The 20,927-nt window shown below is 61.8% G+C and carries 22 protein-coding genes; 12 read left to right on the forward strand and 10 right to left on the reverse strand.

Annotated features, from left to right (window positions below):
• The 3 genes from AC1D17_RS20235 to AC1D17_RS20245 all read left to right on the forward strand — a co-directional run.
• Positions 1 to 1,113, forward strand: a 1,113-nt coding sequence (locus tag AC1D17_RS20235; protein WP_477567117.1) for an ATP-dependent helicase C-terminal domain-containing protein, incomplete at its 5' end; no start/stop codon positions are given.
• A gap of 31 nt (positions 1,114 to 1,144) precedes the next feature.
• Positions 1,145 to 2,449, forward strand: coding sequence for an ActS/PrrB/RegB family redox-sensitive histidine kinase (locus AC1D17_RS20240; RefSeq protein ID WP_477567150.1), 1,305 nt, complete (start codon positions 1,145 to 1,147; stop codon positions 2,447 to 2,449).
• A 174-nt stretch (positions 2,450 to 2,623) separates the two neighbouring features.
• A complete protein-coding gene (locus tag AC1D17_RS20245) occupies positions 2,624 to 3,208 on the forward strand; it encodes an ActR/PrrA/RegA family redox response regulator transcription factor (protein ID WP_477567118.1) in 585 nt (194 codons plus the stop codon).
• Between the two features lie 4 nt (positions 3,209 to 3,212).
• Here AC1D17_RS20245 and AC1D17_RS20250 read toward each other — a convergent pair whose 3' ends face one another.
• Positions 3,213 to 3,752, reverse strand: coding sequence for an MmcB family DNA repair protein (locus AC1D17_RS20250; protein WP_477567119.1), 540 nt, complete (start codon positions 3,750 to 3,752; stop codon positions 3,213 to 3,215).
• 181 nt (positions 3,753 to 3,933) lie between these two features.
• Between AC1D17_RS20250 and AC1D17_RS20255 the strand changes: the two genes are divergently transcribed.
• Entirely contained in the window at positions 3,934 to 4,596 is a 663-nt protein-coding gene (locus AC1D17_RS20255) for a L,D-transpeptidase (protein WP_477567120.1), read from the forward strand.
• Positions 4,597 to 4,988: 392 nt separating this feature from the next.
• On the opposite strand, the gene AC1D17_RS20260 is transcribed toward AC1D17_RS20255, so the two are convergent.
• Together AC1D17_RS20260 and AC1D17_RS20265 are read right to left on the reverse strand one after the other, a co-directional pair.
• Positions 4,989 to 7,157, reverse strand: a complete 2,169-nt coding sequence (locus AC1D17_RS20260) for a malate synthase G (protein WP_477567121.1) — start codon at positions 7,155 to 7,157, stop codon at positions 4,989 to 4,991.
• A 109-nt stretch (positions 7,158 to 7,266) separates the two neighbouring features.
• On the reverse strand, positions 7,267 to 9,267 hold the full coding sequence (locus AC1D17_RS20265; protein ID WP_477567122.1) for a hydantoinase/oxoprolinase N-terminal domain-containing protein: 2,001 nt from the start codon (positions 9,265 to 9,267) through the stop codon (positions 7,267 to 7,269).
• Between the two features lie 141 nt (positions 9,268 to 9,408).
• Between AC1D17_RS20265 and AC1D17_RS20270 the strand changes: the two genes are divergently transcribed.
• A complete protein-coding gene (locus AC1D17_RS20270) occupies positions 9,409 to 10,026 on the forward strand; it encodes a hypothetical protein (protein ID WP_477567123.1) in 618 nt (205 codons plus the stop codon).
• Here the strand turns inward: AC1D17_RS20270 and AC1D17_RS20275 are convergent.
• From AC1D17_RS20275 to hslV, 4 genes are all read right to left on the reverse strand, one after another.
• Positions 9,989 to 11,383 carry a cytochrome P450 gene (locus AC1D17_RS20275; protein ID WP_477567124.1) on the reverse strand — a complete coding sequence of 465 codons (1,395 nt, stop codon included), beginning with the start codon at positions 11,381 to 11,383 and terminating at the stop codon, positions 9,989 to 9,991. The two genes, AC1D17_RS20270 and AC1D17_RS20275, sit on opposite strands and share 38 nt — an antisense overlap.
• An 81-nt stretch (positions 11,384 to 11,464) precedes the next feature.
• Positions 11,465 to 12,415 carry a DUF1402 family protein gene (locus AC1D17_RS20280; RefSeq protein ID WP_477567125.1) on the reverse strand — a complete coding sequence of 317 codons (951 nt, stop codon included), beginning with the start codon at positions 12,413 to 12,415 and terminating at the stop codon, positions 11,465 to 11,467.
• A 180-nt stretch (positions 12,416 to 12,595) separates the two neighbouring features.
• Complete coding sequence (hslU, locus tag AC1D17_RS20285) at positions 12,596 to 13,903, reverse strand: ATP-dependent protease ATPase subunit HslU (protein ID WP_477567126.1); 1,308 nt, start codon at positions 13,901 to 13,903, stop codon at positions 12,596 to 12,598.
• Between the two features lie 45 nt (positions 13,904 to 13,948).
• The gene (gene hslV, locus AC1D17_RS20290; RefSeq protein ID WP_477567127.1) at positions 13,949 to 14,473 is read right to left on the reverse strand and encodes an ATP-dependent protease subunit HslV; all 525 of its coding nucleotides are present in this window, start codon (positions 14,471 to 14,473) and stop codon (positions 13,949 to 13,951) included.
• Between the two features lie 224 nt (positions 14,474 to 14,697).
• Here hslV and hisB point away from each other — a divergent pair, with 224 nt between their 5' ends.
• Genes hisB through coaA form a run of 7 tightly spaced genes read left to right on the forward strand, consistent with a single transcriptional unit; the run spans position 14,698 to position 19,311 of the window.
• Entirely contained in the window at positions 14,698 to 15,306 is a 609-nt protein-coding gene (hisB, locus tag AC1D17_RS20295; protein WP_477567128.1) for an imidazoleglycerol-phosphate dehydratase HisB, read from the forward strand.
• Between the two features lie 25 nt (positions 15,307 to 15,331).
• Positions 15,332 to 15,808, forward strand: coding sequence for a DUF2628 domain-containing protein (locus tag AC1D17_RS20300; protein ID WP_477567129.1), 477 nt, complete (start codon positions 15,332 to 15,334; stop codon positions 15,806 to 15,808).
• The gene (gene hisH / locus AC1D17_RS20305) at positions 15,808 to 16,458 is read left to right on the forward strand and encodes an imidazole glycerol phosphate synthase subunit HisH (RefSeq protein ID WP_477567130.1); all 651 of its coding nucleotides are present in this window, start codon (positions 15,808 to 15,810) and stop codon (positions 16,456 to 16,458) included. The genes AC1D17_RS20300 and hisH overlap by 1 nt, the downstream gene beginning before the upstream one ends.
• 1 nt (position 16,459) lies before the next feature.
• Entirely contained in the window at positions 16,460 to 17,203 is a 744-nt protein-coding gene (gene hisA, locus AC1D17_RS20310) for a 1-(5-phosphoribosyl)-5-[(5-phosphoribosylamino)methylideneamino]imidazole-4-carboxamide isomerase (protein ID WP_477567131.1), read from the forward strand.
• Entirely contained in the window at positions 17,200 to 17,976 is a 777-nt protein-coding gene (gene hisF / locus AC1D17_RS20315; protein WP_477567132.1) for an imidazole glycerol phosphate synthase subunit HisF, read from the forward strand. Before hisA ends, hisF begins: the two co-directional genes overlap by 4 nt.
• A 17-nt stretch (positions 17,977 to 17,993) precedes the next feature.
• Positions 17,994 to 18,308 (forward strand): phosphoribosyl-ATP diphosphatase, encoded by a 315-nt coding sequence (locus AC1D17_RS20320; protein WP_264219994.1) that lies wholly within the window; start codon positions 17,994 to 17,996, stop codon positions 18,306 to 18,308.
• Between the two features lie 7 nt (positions 18,309 to 18,315).
• Positions 18,316 to 19,311, forward strand: a complete 996-nt coding sequence (gene coaA / locus AC1D17_RS20325) for a type I pantothenate kinase (protein ID WP_264219993.1) — start codon at positions 18,316 to 18,318, stop codon at positions 19,309 to 19,311.
• Between the two features lie 3 nt (positions 19,312 to 19,314).
• Here coaA and AC1D17_RS20330 read toward each other — a convergent pair whose 3' ends face one another.
• Genes AC1D17_RS20330 through lysM form a run of 3 tightly spaced genes read right to left on the reverse strand, consistent with a single transcriptional unit; the run spans position 19,315 to position 20,850 of the window.
• Positions 19,315 to 19,926, reverse strand: a complete 612-nt coding sequence (locus tag AC1D17_RS20330; RefSeq protein ID WP_477567133.1) for an alpha-ketoglutarate-dependent dioxygenase AlkB family protein — start codon at positions 19,924 to 19,926, stop codon at positions 19,315 to 19,317.
• Between the two features lie 7 nt (positions 19,927 to 19,933).
• Entirely contained in the window at positions 19,934 to 20,374 is a 441-nt protein-coding gene (locus AC1D17_RS20335) for a hypothetical protein (protein WP_477567134.1), read from the reverse strand.
• 2 nt (positions 20,375 to 20,376) lie between these two features.
• Complete coding sequence (gene lysM / locus AC1D17_RS20340; protein WP_477567135.1) at positions 20,377 to 20,850, reverse strand: peptidoglycan-binding protein LysM; 474 nt, start codon at positions 20,848 to 20,850, stop codon at positions 20,377 to 20,379.
• Between the last annotated feature and the right edge of the window lie 77 nt (positions 20,851 to 20,927).

Raw genomic sequence — 20,927 nt, forward strand, 5'->3', positions numbered from 1 at the left:
GAACAGGGGCTTGGGGGAAGCAGCGTCGACCTGGAAGACCGGCTGCGACGGTTCAAAGCGGAACGCGGCGACCGCGCCGATGCCTCGCGCGGGCTCGCCCGGCGGATGGCCAAAGGGTTGAGCGCCGGCAATTCTGCAAACGATCCGGTTCAACCCGGCGCTCTCTTGATGCAGGCCTTTCCCGACCGGATCGCCCTGCAACGGGGCGGACGCGGGCGGTTCGTGATGGCCAATGGCCGCGGGGCCGAATTGCCGGAGACCGAGCGGCTGGCGGGCGCCTCGATGCTGGTGATCGCCGATCTGACCGGGCGCGCCGGCGGGCAGCGCATTCTGGCCGCCGCCGAAATTTCCCGCGCCGATGTCGAAGAGCACATGCCGCAGGCAATCGTCCAGGAGGACCAGACCTTCTTCGACCGCCCGAGCCGGCAGGTCCGGGCACGGCGGGTGACACGGCTTGGCGCCATCCTTTTCGACGAGACGCCGCTGCCCCGGCCAAAGGGCGAGCCGGCCGCCCGGGCTCTGGCCGACGGCGTTCGCCAGCTTGGGCTTGCGGTCCTGCCGTTTTCGAAGGAAGCGGCMCAATTGCGCGACCGCATCGGGTTTCTTTATCGCACGCTTGGCGAGCCATGGCCTGACATGTCGGACCAGAGCCTTCAGTCGCGGCTGGACGAGTGGTTCGTGCCCTTCCAGCGTGACACGCGCGGTATCGACGATATCAATGCGGGCAGCCTTTCGGAAGGTTTGCAATCGCTGGTGCCGTATGATGTTGCCCGCGACCTCGCCCGTCTGGCACCCACCCATTTCGAAGCTCCAACCGGCCAGCGGCACCCCATCCGCTACGACGGCGACGAGCCGGTTCTGTCGATCCGCGTTCAGGAGCTGTTCGGGTTGAAGACGCATCCGTCGATCGGCGGCGGGCGATTGCCGCTGCTCCTGGAACTGATCTCGCCAGGGCACAAGCCGGTGCAGACGACGCGCGACCTGCCCGGTTTCTGGGCCGGTTCGTGGAAGGATGTCCGCGCCGACATGCGCGGCCGCTACCCGAAACATCCCTGGCCGGAAGATCCGGCAAACGCGCTGCCGACGACACGGGCAAAACCGCGTGGTACATGAGGCTTCAATGGCGTTGATGACAGGAAACCGGATGACGACGGCCGCACTCGACGGGGAAGAAGCCACCACAAGCCGCGTTCTGCGGCTGCAGACGATCGTCCGGCTGCGCTGGCTGGCAGTTGGCGGGCAATCGATCGCCGTCATGATCACCGCATTCTGGCTGCAGTTTCCCCTGCCGCTGATTGCCTGCTGTTCGTTGATTGCCCTGCTCGCCTGGGTGAATGCCTATCTCACCATCCGCTATCCGCCGACGCACCGGCTGCAGCCGCCGGCCGCCTTTGCATTGCTCGGCATCGATCTTGCCCAGCTGACAGCCCTTCTGTTCATCACCGGCGGACTTGCCAATCCCTTTGCACCGCTGGTCTGCGTGCCGGTGATCATATCGTCTGCGTCGCAGCCCAAATGGCACAGCGTCGCGCTGGCAAGCCTTGCCATACTCGGCATTACCGGACTGGCCTTCTCGCCCTTTCCGCTGCCCTGGTATCCGGGCGTGGTGCTTCTCATGCCGACGGTCCTGACGGTGGGTATCTGGTTTGCCATCGTCTCGACCACCGCCTTTGCGGCCTTCTATACCTATCGCGTTTCGCTGGAGGCGAGCGAGCTGTCCGAAGCGTTGACGGCGACGGAACTGGTGTTGCAACGGGAAAAGCACCTCTCTCAACTTGATGGCCTTGCTGCCGCCGCCGCCCACGAGCTCGGCACCCCGCTTGCCACCATCAGCGTCGTTGCCAAGGAGATGGAACGCGAGCTCGGCAACGATCCGCGGTTCGGCGAAGACGTGCACCTGTTGCGCAGCCAGAGCGAACGCTGCCGCGATATCCTGCGGCGACTGACGACGCTGTCCTCGGAGAACGAGGCGCATATGCGACACCTGCCGCTATCGTCGCTGATCGAGGAGGTGATGGCGCCGCACCGCGAGTTTGGCATCCACATCAACCTCATCGAACGGGGAGACCGCGCCACCGAACCGGTGGGCAACCGCAATGCCGGCATTCTCTACGGTCTCGGCAATCTTTTGGAGAACGCGGTCGATTATGCCAAGAAGGAAGTCACGGTGACGGTCAACCATACGCCGGCGATCGTGTCTGTCGTGATCGAAGACGATGGCGACGGTTATGCGCCGGATATTCTCAGCCGCATCGGCGAGCCCTATGTTACCAAGCGCCAGAAGGACGACAGTGCCGGCGGTCTGGGCCTTGGACTGTTCATCGCCAAGACATTGCTGGAACGTTCGGGTGCCAAGCTGACCTTCGAAAACGGCGGCCCGGAAAAGCCCGGCGCCCGCGTCAGCGTCGAATGGCCGCGCATCCTCATGGACGCAAATCTATCAAAATGACTTTACGGAATTTTACGCCGGGAATAAGCAAACTTACACTGCATAATTCCTCAAATCGGAATCGATTTAGGGAAAATTATGCAGCAATTTAAAGTGCTACAGCGACCTTTGCGCGTCATGAATGACGCGCGGCGCTGTAGAGTGCAAGAACAAGACTGCCCCGAGGATTGCGACATGACGGAAAAACTTACCGAACAGGCAGGCGCTGCACCCAGCGATGCTTCATTGATCGGCGCAGATACTTCCCTGTTGATCGTCGATGACGACGCGCCCTTCCTGCGGCGCCTTGCCCGCGCCATGGAAACCCGCGGCTTTGCCGTCGATATCGCCGAATCGGTTGCCGAGGGCATTGCCAAGGCCAAGACCCGTCCGCCGAAATACGCAGTCGTTGACCTCAGACTCGGCGATGGCAGCGGTCTCGACGTCATCGAAGCGATCCGCGCGCGGCGCGACGATACGCGCATCATCATGCTGACCGGCTACGGCAACATCGCCACCGCCGTCAATGCGGTAAAGCTCGGGGCGGTCGATTACCTTGCCAAGCCCGCCGACGCCGACGATATTTTCGCCGCGCTGGTGCAAAGGGCCGGCGAACGCGCCGAGCCGCCGGAAAATCCAATGTCGGCCGACCGCGTCCGCTGGGAGCATATCCAGCGCGTCTATGAAATGTGCGAACGCAACGTTTCGGAGACCGCCCGCCGCCTCAACATGCACCGCCGCACGCTGCAGCGCATCCTGGCCAAGCGTGCGCCGAAGTAACGGCTTATACCGAGCCTTCGCCGTCCAGCGAGCCCGAAACGATATCGCGCATGTCGGGGCTGGTATCGCCCGCGCGGTCCGCCGACCATTCCGCCAGCATCAGCCGCTGGGCTGCGACCCGCGCAAAATTCAGGGTTACGGACTTGCGTGTCGGCGCCGGCAGCTTGTGTTCCGGTGCGTCGCGGATCATCTCTGCGTCATAGCCGTCAGACAGAAACAGCCCGCACTCCTCAGGGAAGATATCGAGCGGCACGCCGCTATGCGTGGCGAAATAGAGCCGGTCCGAATGCATCCGGTAATCCGGCCATTTCCGGTCGACCCTGAAATCCTCGATCGAGGTCTTGATCTCGACGATCCAGATATCCCCTTTCGGAGAAATGGAAATGAGGTCGGCACGCCTGCCGCTTGCAAGCGTCAGTTCCGGCAGCACCGCGTGGCGCATTTCATGCAGGTAGCGCTGCACGCCGCGACGTACCATCAGGGCGCGCAGCGACTGCCGCCCGTCGATCAAAGGACTATCATTGTGGATAGAGAGAATCGCCATGCATTAAACTCTGGCATAACGCCGCTTTTGTTGCAAAAAAACACTCCGTGGAGTTTTTGGAATATCCTGCAGGAATGTTGCACCGCATTCACTTGCGTTCAGGATGTTAATCGAAAATAAACCATAATCGCTGATGGTCGAAATGACCCAGATATTCTTAACTTCATTTTAAGAGACACCCATGCGCTTCCGCAATGCAGTTCTGCTGTGCAGCCTCGCGGCCACACTCGCCTTGGCCAGTTGCTCCACGGCACCGATCTCTCCCATCGGCGAAAAAGTAGCGACAAACCAGATCTTTACCGATGGCTACGGCCCGGTCGAGGATCACGGCTACGCCCTTCCGGCAATCCCGATCAACAAGGTCAACGAGCGTTTTCACCGCCAGATCGTCGATTATGCCACCGCTGAAAAGCCTGGCACGATCATCGTGAATACGCCGAATCGCTTCCTCTATTTCGTGCTGCCCGGCGGCAAGGCCGTTCGCTACGGCATCGGTGTCGGCAAGGCCGGCTTCGCATGGGAAGGCCGCGCCTACGTCGCCTGGAAGCAGGAATGGCCGACATGGCATCCGCCGAAGGAAATGGCCGTGCGCAAGCCGGACGTTGCCCAGTATGTCGAAAACGGCATGGGTCCTGGCCTGCGCAACCCGCTCGGCGCGCGCGCCATGTATCTGTTCAACGATGAAGGCAAGGATACGCTGTTCCGCATCCACGGCTCGCCGGAATGGGCCTCGATCGGCACCGCCGCTTCGTCCGGCTGCATCCGGATGATCAACCAGGACATCATTGATCTCTACGCCCGCGTCCGTCCGGGCAAGAACACCCACGTGATCGTCCAGCAGTAATCTGCTGGTTCGCTCGCATGGACGTCTTCAAATCCCCGGCTTGCCCGGGGATTTTTGATTCGGACGGTCAATTTCGGCCGTTCCTCTCGCGGCGCTCATCGCACGGACCGCGTTCGCATGACGCCGTCACAATGGTTATGCGAGAAGTTTACATCTGCACCCTCTTCTCTCCCACCCGGGGGGCCGAAGAGTCGGATAAGGGGGCCGACGCGTTACGAGCCCGCCGAACCGTCCATCGCCTCACTGCATTCGGCACTTCTCCCCGTGGGGGGAGAAGTGGGAGTGCGTTGAGGGCAGTTGATATCCATGGGAACTTGCGCGCGCTGAATGGTGAGAAATGCGTGCCGATGTAGAGCTCAAGAAATCCTGGAGTTCCGCATCAGCCCACCGTCCTAAGCAGCCTCGCTTGCCTTCAACTCCAGCCGGCGGCGGTGCAGGACGGGTTCCGTATAGCCGTTCGGCTGTTCGCGGCCCTTCAGGACCAGCTCGAGCGCCGCCTGGAAGGCGATGGAGCCGTCGAAATTGCCAGCCATCGGCGTATAGGTGGGGTCACCGGCATTCTGGCTATCGACGACCGCCGCCATGCGCTTCATCGTCTCGACGATCTGCGCTTCTGTAACCACCCCATGATGCAGCCAGTTGGCCATGTGCTGGGCGGAGATGCGCAGCGTGGCGCGGTCTTCCATCAGGCCGACATTGTTGATGTCGGGCACCTTGGAGCAGCCGACGCCCTGGTCGATCCAGCGCACGACATAGCCGAGAATACCCTGCGCGTTGTTGTCCAGTTCGCGCTGGATTTCCTCTGCCGTCCAGTTCGGCCGCGATGCGACCGGGACGGAGAGGATATCGCTGAGCTTTGCCCGCGCCCGGCTTTTCAGGCCGGCCTGGACAGCCGCAACATTGACCTTGTGATAGTGCGTCGCGTGCAGCGTTGCGGCGGTCGGCGACGGAACCCAGGCGGTGTTGGCGCCAGCCTTCGGATGGGCGATCTTCTCTTCCAGCATCGCCGCCATCAGGTCAGGCATCGCCCACATGCCCTTGCCGATCTGCGCATGGCCGGACAGGCCACATTCCAGGCCGATATCGACGTTCCAGTTTTCATAAGCAGCGATCCATGCCGCCTGCTTCATGTCGCCCTTGCGGATCATCGGCCCCGCTTCCATCGAGGTGTGCATCTCATCGCCGGTACGATCGAGGAAGCCGGTGTTGATGAAAACGACACGTTCCTTTGCAGCCCGGATGCATTCCTTGAGGTTGACCGTCGTGCGGCGCTCCTCGTCCATGATGCCCATCTTCATGGTGTTTGGCGCCATGCCGAGCGCCTGCTCGACGCGGCCGAAGATTTCCGAGGCAAAGGCAACTTCTTCCGGGCCATGCATCTTGGGCTTGACGACATACATCGAGCCCTCGCGCGAATTCATCCGGCGGCCGTTCGGGCCGATATCATAAAGTGCAATCAGGCCGGTGATCATGGCGTCCATGATGCCTTCCGGAACCTCGTTGCCATCGCGATCCAGGATCGCCGGGTTGGTCATCAGGTGACCGACATTGCGCACCAGCATCAGCGCGCGGCCCTTGAGCGAAATCTCCGCGCCGTCCGGCGCGGCGAAGGCGAAATCCGGATTGAGCTCGCGCGTAAACGTCTTGCCGCTCTTGGTAACCTCCTCCTGCAGGTCACCCTTCATCAGACCGAGCCAGTTGCGATAGACGACGATCTTGTCTTCGGCATCGACAGCGGCAATCGAATCCTCGCAATCCATGATCGCGGTGATGGCCGATTCGAGAATGAGGTCGGAGATATGCGCCAGATCATCCTTGCCCGTTGCCGTCGAGGCATCGATGACGATTTGGATRTGCAGGTTGTTCTTCTTCAAAAGCAGATGCGACGGCGAGGCCTTGTCACCCCGATAGCCGGCGAATTGACCGGGCTCAGCGAGTTTTGCCGTGCCCGATGCGGTCGAGATGGAGAGCGTTGCGCCGTCAACGGCAAGAGCTGTGACGTCGCTCCAGCTGCCGGCCGCAAGCGGCGCGCTCGCATCGAGAAAGCCACGCGCCCAGGCGATAACTTTCTGGCCTCGAACCGGGTTGTAGCCCCTGCCCTTTTCGGCGCCGCCATCCCCGGCAATCGCGTCGGTGCCGTAGAGCGCATCGTAAAGCGAGCCCCAGCGGGCATTGGCGGCATTCAGCGCATACCGCGCGTTCATAACGGGAACGACGAGCTGCGGTCCGGCAATGGTGGCGATTTCCGGATCGACATTGCTGGTGGACACCGAAAAATCCGGGCCTTCCGGCAGAAGATAGCCTATTTCCTTCAGAAAGCTTTCATAGCCCGCCATATCGATGGGCGCGCCGTTTTGCCGGTACCAGCCGTCGAGCTTTTCCTGCAACGCCTCCCGCTTGGCCAGGAGATCGCGGTTCCTCGGGGCGAGATCATGGACGATTTGCGAAAAGGCGGTGAAGAATTCATCCACATTGATGCCGGTGCCGGGCAACGCTTCCTTGACGAGGAATTCGTGCAGGCCAGCATCGATTCCCAACCCATTCTTTTCTATCCGGCCCATAAGCAACTCCTTGAATTAACGCTCAAATCTGAGAGGCCGCAGTCTCTCACGCTTTCATTCCCTGTCAATCCAGCTAAAATGCGAAGAATTATTTCCAGCATAGAACAAATCAACCGTGTGCGACGCGCGGGCGGCCGCTGGCAGTCGCTGTAAACCGGGCCTCGACCAGCTTGCAGCTGCCCTCGATTTCCGGCGCGTCGATCTCTTCGCGCATGACCAGTGCCGGCTCGTCGGCACCGTTGGAGCGCGCCGAGGCCAGGGCTGCCGCTTGCGCCCGCTCACGCGCCGCTTCGAAAGCCTGCTCCTGATCCAGAAAACGGCTGCTCGGCCCGGCGCCGTTGACGATGAAGATACTCTCTTCCGGCACCGTAACAAAGACCGTGACCGAGGCTCTCACCTGGCCGACGATCGCGCCGACGGCATTGGCAACCCCGGCCTCGGCGGGAATTGACGGCTGCGCGCCCAACATCTCAGCGATAGCCGGATAATAGACCGGCGCGGATGCCCCAAGACCGACCAGCGGACGATCGAGCGACAGCGAGAAGCCAACGATGCCCGGTTCGCGCTTCAGCGCCCGATCGACGGCAAGCGACACCGCCGGATCGATCGCTGCGCCATCTTCCGCCAGGCAGGAGGCGAGAATGACTTCGGCGGACTGACGGGTCAGCCGGGCGACGATCATGTCGGACAGGCTTTCGGCCGACGCGGCGATCGGCTTGCCGGAACCATCCTTCACCCGGGCTGCAAGCGCGGCGCCGAGCCGGGCTGCGGTTGCGTTCCACTGGTTCTGGCGCCCCAGCACATGCATGGCGTCCGACGGGGTGAGGCCGCAGATATGGACGAGGCCACGCGCCACCAGCCTGTCCAGCGTCGCCTTCTGCAGCGTGCTGGTCAAAAGACTTTCCAGCGCCACTGGCACGGCGCCGATCCGCTCGTAGAGAGCCTGTTCCTGTGGCTGGAGGCCGCTTGCCAGATGATCGGGAAGCCCGGTCCGCACGGCCAGACGGCCGTCATGCCGCCCGACATGCGCGGTGCGCAGCTGGCGCTCGAGCACGGAAATGACCGCATCCTCATGCTCGACAGCGGCAAGGCTGAGCGGCAGGAACCGGCGCGGGCCAAGATCGATTTTCGCCTGCAGCCCGCGATCGTTGATGCGGACTTCCGAGTCGCCCCCCAGGCCGAAGGTGCGCATCGCCACCGCCTCGACCATGGTGCGGAACCCGCCGACGACGGCGCCTTCGCCATCCAGTCGCGGACGCCCCTGGTCGAGCACCGCCACATCCGTGGTGGTGCCGCCGATATCGGAAACGACGGCATTGTCGAGGCCGGTCAGGTGGCGGGCGCCGACAAGGCTTGCCGCCGGGCCGGAGAGAATGGTTTCGATCGGCCGCAACCGGGCTTCCGCCGCCGAAATTAGCGCGCCGTCGCCCCGCACGACCATCATCGGTACATCGATGCCGCGTTGCTGCAAAAAGCCTTCGCAGGCGCCAATCAGCCGGTCGATCATCGAGACGAGACGGGCATTGAGAAGGGTCGTGAGCGCCCGCCGCGGGCCCCCCAGCTTGGACGAAAGCTCATGGCTGCAGGTGACCGGCAGATGCGATGCTTCGCGGATACGGTCGCGCACCCGCTGCTCATGAGCCGGATTCCGCACGGCGAAATAGCCGGCCACCGCGAAGGACGAAACCTGCGTTGCGAGCTGCGGCAGGGCCTCATCGAGCTGCGTCATGTCGAGCAGCGTCTCGCCGCCATGCACATTATGGCCACCGGGTAGGAAGATCACCGGATCGGAGCCCAGCGCTTCCTGCAGGCCGTCCCGCTTCAGGTCTTCCGGGCCAAAGCCGATCATGACCAGACCGGCGCGGCCGCCCTGGCCTTCGACCAGCGCGTTGGTCGCAAGCGTCGTCGATAGCGAAACCAGACCGATGGCGGACGCTGGTACTTTTGCCTGTTCCAGCACGGCCTCGACGGCACCGGCGATGCCGACCGAGAGATCGTGACGCGTGGTCAGCGCCTTTGCCTTGGCGACGACCCCATGGGTCTCGCTGAAAAGTACCGCGTCGGTATAGGTTCCGCCGGTGTCGATACCGAGGAGGAGATGGTCAGTCACAGCAGTGTCCATTCAGGCAGCACCGGAAACCCGGCTTCAAAGGATATGGCCGAGGTGATATGACATCTTTCAGCGAAAGGCCATCGCTTCGCCGACATGTGTATTCGGGCTGAGCGACAGTGCAAAAAGAAGGACCACGGCATGACCGGTTTCTCACGCATGCTCTTGCTGATCCTTGCGATTGCAGGCACGCCTGCCCTCAGTCTGCCCTCCTTTGCCCAGGAGGCCGGCGACGAGGAAGAATACAAACCGGTCCTTCCCGATGTCGCCATCTACAAGGCGATGCTCGACGCGAACAAGGTGACCGGCTGGATCCAGTTCCGCAATTACGACGACAAGCAGCTGATCTATTTCACGACGCTGCAGACCATGCATTGCCGTCTCTCGGAAATCCGTTATTCGGTCAATTCCGATGCGCTCGACAAGCGTTTCCCGCTCGGTAAATGCAATCCGCAGATCCCCTTCAACCTGCCCGAAGACAATACCAACGAATATATCTACATCTCGCTGCCGGCCGGAGAGGCGAAAACACTTGCCATCCAGGCCGTCTGGGACGACGGCGCGGGTAGCGAGATCGTCGTCTATAAACCGTGCGAAGGCGTTGGCGATTCCACCTGCGCGCAAATCAAGACGATCAAGAAGCCGAAGAAGCAATTGCAGGAGCCGGTACCGTCGGATTCGCCGATCCGCGCCGTACAATCGGAAACGCCCGGCAAGACCTTTACCGCACCGACACCCTCAACGGCAGCCCGCCCCTAGGCTGGGTGGTCAGTCGCTGCACCGGCCAGGGTTTTGTCTCCGGCGTCATGTCGAAGCGGAAGCGCTTCATCAGTACGCCAAGCGCGATCACCGCTTCCTGCAGCGCGAACGTCGCCCCGATGCAGATGCGCGGTCCAGCGCCGAACGGCAGGTATTGGAACCGGTGCAGCCTGTCGCGATTTTCCGGCAGGAACCGTTCGGGCATGAAAGCGCGCGGCTTTTCCCAGTAGAGCACATGGCGATGCAGCGTCCAGGGCATGATCAGAACTGCAATGCCCTTGGGAATATCCACGCGTTCGCCCTGCGGAGAGGTCCAGGAGTCCGCCTCGATCGCGGCCCGGTTGATCGAGGGTGCCGGCGGATAGAGCCGCATCGCCTCCTCGAAGGAGGCCCGCACATGCGGCATCAGATCGAGCCAATCCACCGGCTCCGCTCCGCTCGACAGGACCGCGTCGATTTCGGCTTCCATATTCTCGCGCACATGCGCGGAATTGGCGACGCAATAGAGCGTCCAGGCAAGCGCCCGGGCCGTGGTTTCGTGTCCCGCCCCGATGAATGTCAGGATATTGTCGGCGATTTCGTCGGTCGAAAGCCCTTGCGGTCGCTCGAGTTGCAGAAGCAGGGTCAGGAAATCCTGGGGTGCTGCGTCCGGGTCCGAGCGCATCAGCTGCCGCCGCTGGTCCATGGTCTTTGCGACGATCGCCTGGAATTCCGCCATCACCTTGGCGCCGCCGATGCGGGTGAGCCGTGGCACCCAGGAAGGCGCCAGCATCAGATCCATCGGATCGACCCGGCCCATCCGGTGCAAAAGCCGCTCGACGCTGTCGGCAAACCCCTCGGTCTCGGCGGCGATCTGGCCGGAAAACAGCGTTTCCGACAGAATTCCGTATGTCAGTTCGGTCATGTCGTTGGCGATATTGACGACGGAGTTGGTCGCCGCCGCCTCGTCGTATTTCGCGGCATATTCCTCGGTCTTCAACAGCATCTTTGCGGCAAAGCCTCGCGCATGGCGCGGCGTGAAGACCGGGGCCATGGCCTTGCGCGACCGTTTCCACACCTCGCCTTCGGCCGTCAGCAACCCGTCGCGCAGGATCGGCCGCAGAATGAGGCGGCGCACCTTGGACATTTCATAGTTCGCGGCATTCTCGACGAGGATATAGCGGATCAGGTTGGGATCATTGACGATCAGGGTGCGCTGGTTGACGAACTTCGTGTCGATCCACGGCAAGGTGTAGGAAGGCTCGCCCCACAGTTCCAGCGGATTGCGCATCACCGTGCGGATGATCTGCAGGCGCGACGGCGGCACCGTGCGGGGAACGGGCGCGGGCGGCTCGAACGGTTCGGGTCTCATATCCATGGATGGGCTTTCCGTGTGCCGCCACACATTGGCGGCCCCAACCACCCAGCTTTGCATGAAGGTATGGCTATTTCAGGAAAGCTAGAGCAGGCCTTTCAGTTCCGCCAGCTTGTCGTTGACCAGCCAGCCATAATAATTTTCCTCCGGCCACTGCACCTCGCCGCCTTTGTTTTTCGCGGCAAGTGCTGCGGCGCGCTGGTCGGGATTTCCGACATTGTAGAGGGTCGACGTGATGCCGGGATTGTCGGAAATATCCATGCCGGCGATCGATTTGTACGCATCGATGGAGTGGCGGATCGAGGCGGCCATATAGGCGAGCGACTGGTCCGGATCCATGATCGCCTTGTACACGCCGGCGGCATCGTTTTCGTCCAGCCGGTCATAGCCGGAGACACGCGACACCATGTCGGTCAGCATCAGGGCGGTCAACGGATTGATCTGGCCAAGGCCAAAAGTCTGGCCGGCAAAGAACGGCTGGAAGAACACCGCGCTGAACCGATTGTTCGGGTAGGCGGTGCCGCCGACCGTATTGCCACGGAACTGGCTGTCCCAGACACTTTCGCGGCAGCTCCAGAGCGCGTAGGAGCTCTTCTTGTCCGCGCATTTCGAAAACTCCGGACGCGACACGAAGTCGGCAACGCTTTCGCCCTCGTAGCCGAAGCGGAAACTGTCGCCGGCATAGGCGGCGGCCTTGACGTAATAGGACTGCAGCCGGTCATAGGCGTCGACATTATAGGTATGCTCGCCAACGATCGCGCCGACCATGTGAATCGGGTCGATCCCATAGGCGCGCGCCGTCGACTTGATCTTGCCCATCAGCTTGCCGTCGGTGGCCAGCAGGTTGCGCACCTTGTCATACTTCGCATCGAAGGAGGTCTTGCCGGCTTTGGTCCGGCGCACGGATGCGCCTGGCACGTCCGGCTGCTCCTGGTACCGGTTGCCCTGCGGCACCACACGAATGCCGTCCGCCATGGCGGGGCCGGTAACGGCAATCATTGCCGCGACGAGAAGCATCTGAAGGATGGGGCGCACGCTCTGTTTCCTGTGAACCTGTCTTGGCGTTCCGGATGTGCCGGGACGCATGCGGTAAAATCGTGTCGGAATCATGCCCGGCACCGGGGAAAGCCTTATCGCGTATGGGCACGACAAACAACAAGGGCACCTGCCGTTGTAGCAAGTGCCCCAATCATTCACAAAACGGGCGTCGAAAAATTACAGGATATACCGCGACAGATCCGTGTCGGCGGCGAGATCGCCGACATGCTTCTTCACGTAATCCGCGTTGATCGTCAGTGCCTCACCGGATTTGTCCGGCGCCGCATAGGAGATTTCGTCGAGAACCCGCTCCATCACCGTCTGCAGGCGCCGCGCGCCGATATTTTCGACGCTGGTATTGAGCTTGACCGCGACATCGGCCAGCGCATCGAGCGCATCCTCGGTGAAGTCCAGATTGACGCCTTCGGTTTCCAGAAGCGCCTTGTACTGACGGATCAAGCTGACCTCGGTTTCGGTCAGGATGCGGCGGAAGTCTTCCTTGGTCAGCGCCTTCAGCTCGACGCGGATCGGCAGGCGGCCCTGCAATTCCGGCAACAGGTCGGACGGCTTGGAGACGTGGAAGGCGCCCGATGCGATGAACAGGATATGATCGGTCTTCACCGGTCCATACTTGGTCGCAACCGTCGTGCCTTCGACCAGCGGGAGCAGGTCGCGCTGCACGCCTTCACGTGAAACACCCGCACCCATGCCGCCATCGCGGGCAGCGATCTTGTCGATTTCGTCGAGGAAGACGATGCCGTCATTCTCCGCCGAACGCACGGCTTCCCGCTGGATCTCCTCATTGTCGAGCAGCTTGTCGGATTCGTCGTTGATCAGGATGCCATAAGACTCCTTGACCGTCGTGCGGACCTTCTTTGTGCGCTGGCCCATCGCCTTGCCGAACATTTCCGACAGGTTGAGAACGCCAATATTGGCGCCCGGCATGCCGGGGATTTCGAAACCGCCGCCGGGCGTCGCCGTATCGGCGATCTCGATGTCGATTTCCTTGTCGTCCAGCTCGTTGGCGCGCAGCTTCTTGCGGAAACTGTCGCGGGTGGCCGGCGAAGCGGTGGCGCCGACCAGGGCGTCGAGCACGCGTTCCTCGGCATTCAGGTGCGCCTTGGCCTTGACGTCGGCGCGCTTCTTTTCGCGCACCAGGCCGATGCCGACTTCGACGAGGTCGCGGACGATCTGTTCGACATCGCGGCCGACATAACCGACTTCGGTGAATTTCGTCGCCTCGACCTTGATGAAGGGCGCGCCGGCGAGCTTGGCGAGACGGCGGGAAATCTCTGTCTTGCCGACACCGGTCGGGCCGATCATCAGGATATTCTTCGGCATCACTTCGTCGCGCAGCTCGTCACTGAGCTGCTGGCGGCGCCAGCGGTTGCGCAAGGCAATGGCGACGGCGCGCTTGGCGTCGTGCTGGCCGATGATGAACCGGTCGAGTTCCGACACGATTTCGCGGGGGGAATATGTGGTCATGATCTTCTTTCAAAAATGAGCCGGTTACGCTGATCTGCTTCGCGGTTACGCGGCATCGAGCGTTTCGACGACGACGTTGCCATTGGTGTAGACGCAGATATCGGCGGCGATCTCCATCGACCGGCGAGCGATCTCTTCGGCCGTCTTGTCCGAATCCATCAAGGCGCGGGCCGCCGCAAAGGCAAAATTGCCGCCCGAGCCGATGGCGATCGTGCCATGTTCCGGCTCAAGCACGTCGCCATTACCGGTAATGGCCAGCGTGATCGACTTGTCGGCCACCAGCATCATCGCTTCGAGATTGCGCAGATATTTATTGGTGCGCCAGTCCTTGGCAAGCTCGACGGCGGCGCGCATCAGCTGATCGGGATACTGCTCGAGCTTGGCTTCGAGCCTTTCCAGCAGCGTGAAGGCGTCGGCGGTCGCACCGGCAAAACCGGCAATCACCTCGCCCTTGCCGAGACGGCGGACTTTTCGCGCATTGCCCTTCATCACGGTCTGGCCGAGGCTCACCTGGCCATCACCCGCCATCACCACCTGTCCGCCCTTCCGGACGGTAATAATTGTTGTCATGAAACCCATCCTGCCCGGCTACCGGGCCGCTTAGACGAGCCGCACATCGGCTCCGTTGAGACCTATGTAAGAGCGCTTTTGCCGATTGCAAATAGCCCTGCATCGCACTCCCCTGCCCTGCTTAATCCGCCTGCGTTTCGCGCTTGCGAGAATCATCGCGGCAGTTCTGGATATTTCGCCCCCCGCCTGATAAGGAGCGGCTCTGTTACATTCGGGAGAACCTGATGGCCGACCAGAAAGCCAATCGCACCGGCAGCGTTTCGCGCAAGACCAACGAAACCTCGGTGACCGTGTCCGTCAATATCGACGGGACCGGTACGTCGCGGATTTCGACCGGCGTCGGCTTTTTCGACCATATGCTGGAACAGCTTTCCCGTCATTCACTGATCGACATGGACATCCTTGCCGAAGGCGACCGCCATGTGGACGATCACCACACGGTGGAAGACACCGGCATCGCCATCGGCCAGGCGCTCTCCAAGGCGCTCGGCGACCGGCGCGGTATCACCCGTTACGCCTCGCTCGATCTTGCCATGGACGAGACGATGACCCGCGCCGCCGTCGATGTGTCCGGCCGGCCGTTCCTCGTCTGGAACGTCGGTTTCTCGGCGTCGAAGATCGGCACGTTCGATACGGAACTGGTGCGCGAATTCTTCCAGGCGCTGGCCCAGCACGGCGGCATCACGCTGCACGTGCAGAACATCTACGGCGCCAACAACCATCATATCTCCGAAACCTGCTTCAAGGCCGTTGCCCGTGTGCTCCGCACGGCAACAGAGATCGATCCGCGCCAGGCAGGCCGTGTTCCCTCTACCAAGGGAACGCTGGTCTGACCGGCCATATTGAAAGTTGGCTGATATGGCCTCCTATCTGGTTTTGACATCTCCCGGCGCTCCCAAGAGCGACGAAAATGCACGGTTCGTCGCCGACAAATTTTCCTGGGCCGCCTTAGTCTTTCCGGCGATCTGGCTGCTGTATCAGCGCCAGTGGATTGCGGGTATTGCCGTCGCAATCCTGCAGGTTTTCATCGCCTTTTCGACCCCTGAGCCAAGCCTGGCGGGTTTCCTGATCGAACTGGCCTTGCGCCTGCTTGTCGCTTTGGAAGGTCCGGCCTTCGTGGCCCAGCGCCTGCAATCCGGCGGCTGGACATTGCAGTCGATCATAACCGCCGACGATCTGGCCACGGCCGAAATGATCTATGACCACGCAACCGCTGCGGACGGTGCGGCGCAAGACGAAACCGCCTGGCAGCCACCGGTGCTGCCGGCCGCGGCCGCAAAGCCTGCAGATGGCCGCGCGGCCGTCGGCCTGTTTGAAAATTATGGAGAACGCTGATGCGTGTTGCGATCATCGACTACGGATCCGGCAATCTGCGCTCGGCAACGAAGGCCTTCGAGCGGGCTGCGCGTGAAGCCGGCATCAATGCTGAAATCGAACTCACCGACAAAGCCGACCGCGTTGCCAGCGCCGACCGCATCGTCCTGCCGGGAGTCGGCGCCTATGCCGACTGCCGCCGCGGCCTCGATGCTGTCGATGGCATGCGGCAAGCACTGAACGAAGCGGTCGAGACATCCGCCCGGCCGTTCCTCGGCATCTGCGTCGGCATGCAGCTGATGTCGTCGCGCGGCCTGGAAAAGACGACCACTCAAGGGCTTGGCTGGATCAAGGGCGATGTCGTCGAGATGGTGCCCTCCGATCCCACATTGAAAATCCCGCAGATCGGCTGGAATACGCTGGCGCTGAAGAAGGCGCATCCGCTGTTTCATGGCATCAAGACTGGTGAGGATGGGCTGCATGCCTATTTCGTCCATTCCTACCATCTCGCCGTCGAAAACCCGGACGATCTGATCGCCACCACCGCCTATGGTGGCACGGTGACGGCGTTTGTTGCCCAAGGCAACAAGGCCGGGGCACAGTTCCATCCGGAAAAGAGCCAGACGCTCGGCCTCGCCCTCATCTCGAATTTTCTGCGCTGGAAGCCCTGACATGATCCTTTTTCCCGCCATCGACCTCAAAGACGGCCAGTGCGTGCGCCTCAAGCTCGGCGACATGGAACAGGCAACCGTCTACAATCCCGACCCGGGCGCACAGGCGAAGGCCTTCGAGGACCAGGGTTTCGAATGGCTGCACGTGGTCGATCTCAACGGCGCCTTTGCCGGTGAGACGGTAAACGGCGCTGCCGTCGATGCGATCCTGAAGGCCACGAGAAACCCCGTCCAGCTCGGCGGCGGCATTCGCACGCTCGACCATATCGAAAGCTGGCTGTCGCGCGGGCTTGCCCGCGTCATTCTCGGCACCGTCGCCGTACGCGACCCGGCGCTGGTGATCGAGGCCTGCCGGAAATTCCCCGGCAAGGTCGCAGTCGGCATCGACGCCAAGGGCGGCAAGGTTGCGGTCGAGGGCTGGGCGGAAGCCTCGGAACTCGGCGTCATCGAGCTCGCTCAAAAATTCGAAGGCGCCGGCGTTTCGGCAATCATCTATACTGACATCGACCGCGACGGCATCTTGACCGGTATCAACTGGGATTCGACGCTGGAACTGGCGGATGCCGTGTCGATCCCCGTCATCGCCTCGGGCGGACTTGCCTCGATGGACGATATCCGCCGCATGGTCCGGCCTGATGCGGTAAAGCTCGAAGGCGCCATTTCCGGCCGGGCGCTCTACGACGGGCGCATCGATCCGACCGAGGCGCTGGCGCTCATTCGGGGCGCGAAAGGAAAAACGGCATGACCCTCAAAGCCCGTGTCATTCCCTGTCTGGACGTCAAGGACGGCCGTGTCGTCAAGGGCGTCAGCTTCGTCGACCTGATCGATGCCGGCGATCCCGTCGAATCTGCCAAGGCCTATGATGCTGCCGGTGCCGACGAGCTCTGTTTCCTCGACATCACGGCCTCCTCCGACAACCGCGACACGATCTTCGATGTCGTCGCCCGCACCGCCGATCATTGCTTCATGCCGCTGACCGTCGGCGGCGGCGTTCGCGCCGTGGCGGATATCCGCAAGCTGCTGCTGGCCGGTGCCGACAAGGTTTCGATCAATTCGGCGGCCGTGAGCAATCCGGATTTCGTCGCCGAAGCGGCCGACAAGTTCGGTAACCAGTGCATCGTCGTCTCGATCGATTCCAAGAAAGTCTCGAAGCCCGGCGAAGAGGACCGCTGGGAGATCTTCACCCATGGCGGCCGTCAGGCAACCGGCATCGATGCCGTGACCTTTGCCGAGAAGATGGTCAAGCTCGGCGCCGGCGAACTGCTGCTCACCTCGATGGATCGCGACGGCTCGAAGTCCGGCTACGATATCGCACTGACCCGCACGATTGCCGACAGGGTTTCCGTACCGGTCATCGCATCGGGCGGTGTCGGCAATCTCGATCATATGGTCGAGGGCATTCGCGACGGCCATGCGACGGCGGTCCTTGCCGCCTCGATCTTCCACTTCGGCACCCATAGCATCGGCGAGGCGAAGCGCTATATGGCAGAGCATGGCATTGCCATGCGGCTCGATTGATCTTCAGGATAGAATAGATGAGCAATTTCAGCCTTTCCGATCTCGAAGCGATCGTCGCCACCCGGGCCAAGGCCTCGCCGGACGAATCCTGGACTGCCAAACTCGTCGCCCATGGACAGGCCAAGGCGGCCAAGAAGCTTGGCGAGGAGGCGGTGGAAACCGTGATAGCGGCCATCAGCAACGATCGCGCCAACCTCGTCGCCGAGAGTGCCGATCTGATCTATCATCTGATGGTCGTATTGAAAATTGCTGATATACCGTTGCAGGATGTGATGAGCGAACTCGAACGGCGCACAAGCCAATCGGGGCTCCAGGAAAAGGCAAGCCGGTAGACACGTCATGACAATCGTCGCAAAAGACATCGCGCCGGCCGACATTCCGGATCATTTCGACAACAAGGACTATTCGCCCTACCGGTTCTTTTCGGCGGAGGAATGGTCGCATTTTCGGGCCGACACGCCGCTGACGCTGTCGGCGGACGAAGTCCAGCGGCTGCGGTCCCTCAACGACCCCGTCGATCTCGATGAAGTGCGGCGCATCTACCTGTCGCTGTCGCGCCTTTTGTCCACACATGTGGAATCCTCGCAGAGGCTGTTTGCCCAGCGCCAGCGGTTCCTCAGCATGTCCAACGATGCCAAGACCCCGTTCGTGATTGGCATTGCCGGCTCCGTTGCCGTCGGCAAATCGACAACAGCCCGTATTCTCGCCGAGCTTCTGTCGCGCTGGCCATCGAGCCCGAAGGTCGATCTGGTGACCACCGACGGCTTCCTCTATCCCAATGCGACGCTGCTGCGGGAAAACATGATGGACCGCAAGGGCTTCCCGGAAAGCTATGATATCGGCGCTCTGTTGCGCTTCCTGTCGGCGATCAAGGCCGGCCAGCCGAACGTCAAGGCGCCGACCTATTCGCACCTGACCTATGATGTGCTGCCCGACCAGTTCCAGGTCGTCGATCGCCCGGACATCCTGATTTTCGAGGGCATCAACGTCCTGCAGTCGCGCAATTTGCCCGCTGACGGCAAGATCGTGCCGATGGTGTCGGATTTCTTCGATTTCTCGATCTATATCGACGCCGAGGAGAGCCTGATCCACACCTGGTATGTCAACCGCTTCATGCGTCTGCGCCAGACAGCCTTCCGCAATCCCGATTCCTTCTTCAAGCGTTATGCGCAGGTGAGCGAGGAAGAGGCCCTGGCGATCGCCGAGGGGCTCTGGCAGAACATCAACCTGAAGAACCTGCGCCAGAATATCCTGCCGACGCGCCCACGGGCCGACCTGATCCTGCAGAAGGGCCCCAATCACCTCACCGAGACGGTGGCACTGCGCAAGCTCTGAAGCTCACAGCGTGACGCGGCGCAGCGTCAGGTTGATGCGGCCGCCGTTTTTCAGGAGAGTCGATGTGCCGGGGTAGATTTTATCGATGCCGTGAAAGGCCAGACGTCCCTCGCCGCCAAGCACGACCACATCGCCGCTCGACAGCTTGAACGACAGGGTCCCGCCGCTGCGCTCCGTGCCGCCGACACGAAACAGGCAGCTGTCCCCCAGCGAAATCGATACGACCGGCGTTTCCAGATCTTCTTCGTCGCGATCCTGATGCAGGCCCATCCGGGCGTCGTCGGCATAGAAATTGACGAGGCAGGCCTCAGGCTCCTTTGAGGCTCCAGAGACGGTGCGCCAGATATCGAGCAGCACGTCTGGCATTGCAGGCCAGGGCTTGCCGGTAACGGGATGTTGCGGCTGGTAGCGATAGCCGCGCTCCTTGTCCGTCACCCAGCCGAGCGGCCCGCAATTGGTCATGCGCACCGACATCGGCTTGCCGGTGCGCGGCATGGCCGGGACGAACAGCGGGGCCTCTGCCACGATGGCGCGAATGCTCTTAACCAGAGCCTCCTGTTTTTCCCGGTCGAGAAAGCCCGGAATATGGCGGATACCCTTGGGCAGGATTTTCATCGAAGACCTATTCCAATCCGAGCATGGCTGGCGGCACGCCGTAGCGCTGCTGCCAGTCGGCGTAACCGACATCCGTCGGGCCAACCATGTGATCGATCAGGTTCCAGCGGCCGGATTGAAAACTCATCAGGCCATAGACGGTCAGCCCGTCCATCATGTCGGTCTCGCCGGCAAACCCTGTTTCTTCCGGATCGATCGCGCCGCCGCCCGGCCGCTGCGGCTCCACTTGCACGAAGGCCCAGTTGGGCGAGGCGCGGATGATCGTCACAACGAATTCGACGGGACCGCGCATTTCCGCCTCGACCGCCGGGCGCAGCGTATCAAGGATCGCCGAACGCTCCGCCGAGCCCTTGGCCGGCGCGCGGAACGCCTGCGCCAGCGCGGGCCCGCTGAAAACCGTTGCCGCAACGGCTAGGAAAACCAGCAGGACTGCACTGACCCTTTTCATGATCAGGCCTGATCCAGGGCCGGAATACGCAGAACCTGACCGGGATAGATCTTGTCCGGATGCGTCAGCATCGGCTTGTTGGCCTCGAAGATGACTGTGTTCTTCGCACCCTTGCCCTTGCCGTACTGCGATTCGGCGATCTTCCAGAGGTTGTCGCCCTTCTTCACGGTATAAAACACTGGCTCCTTGGCTGGCGCTGGCGCCGCAGCGCCATCGGCAACCTTGAGTTCCGCCGCTTCCACCTTCGAGATACCCAGCGTGTTGCCAACGGCGACAACAGCCTTTTCAAAGGCGGATTGGTCCTTCACCACGCCGGTGAGCACGACCTTGTCGCCCTCGACCGCAACGTCGACCTTGTCGGTACCGAGATCGTGGGAGGCCAGTTCCTTCTTCACCGCTTCGACATCCGGCGCATCGTCATCGCCGCCGATACCAAGCTTCTTGCCGGCACTCTTGATAAAGCTGAACAGACCCATCGCGCATCTCCTTTTGCGGGTATCTTCAACCCTAACAGAGTGCAGTGATAGGGAAAAAACAAGGCCTGGATGAAAAT

The sequence above is a fragment of the Pararhizobium sp. P1_E7 genome, from assembly GCF_056405855.1.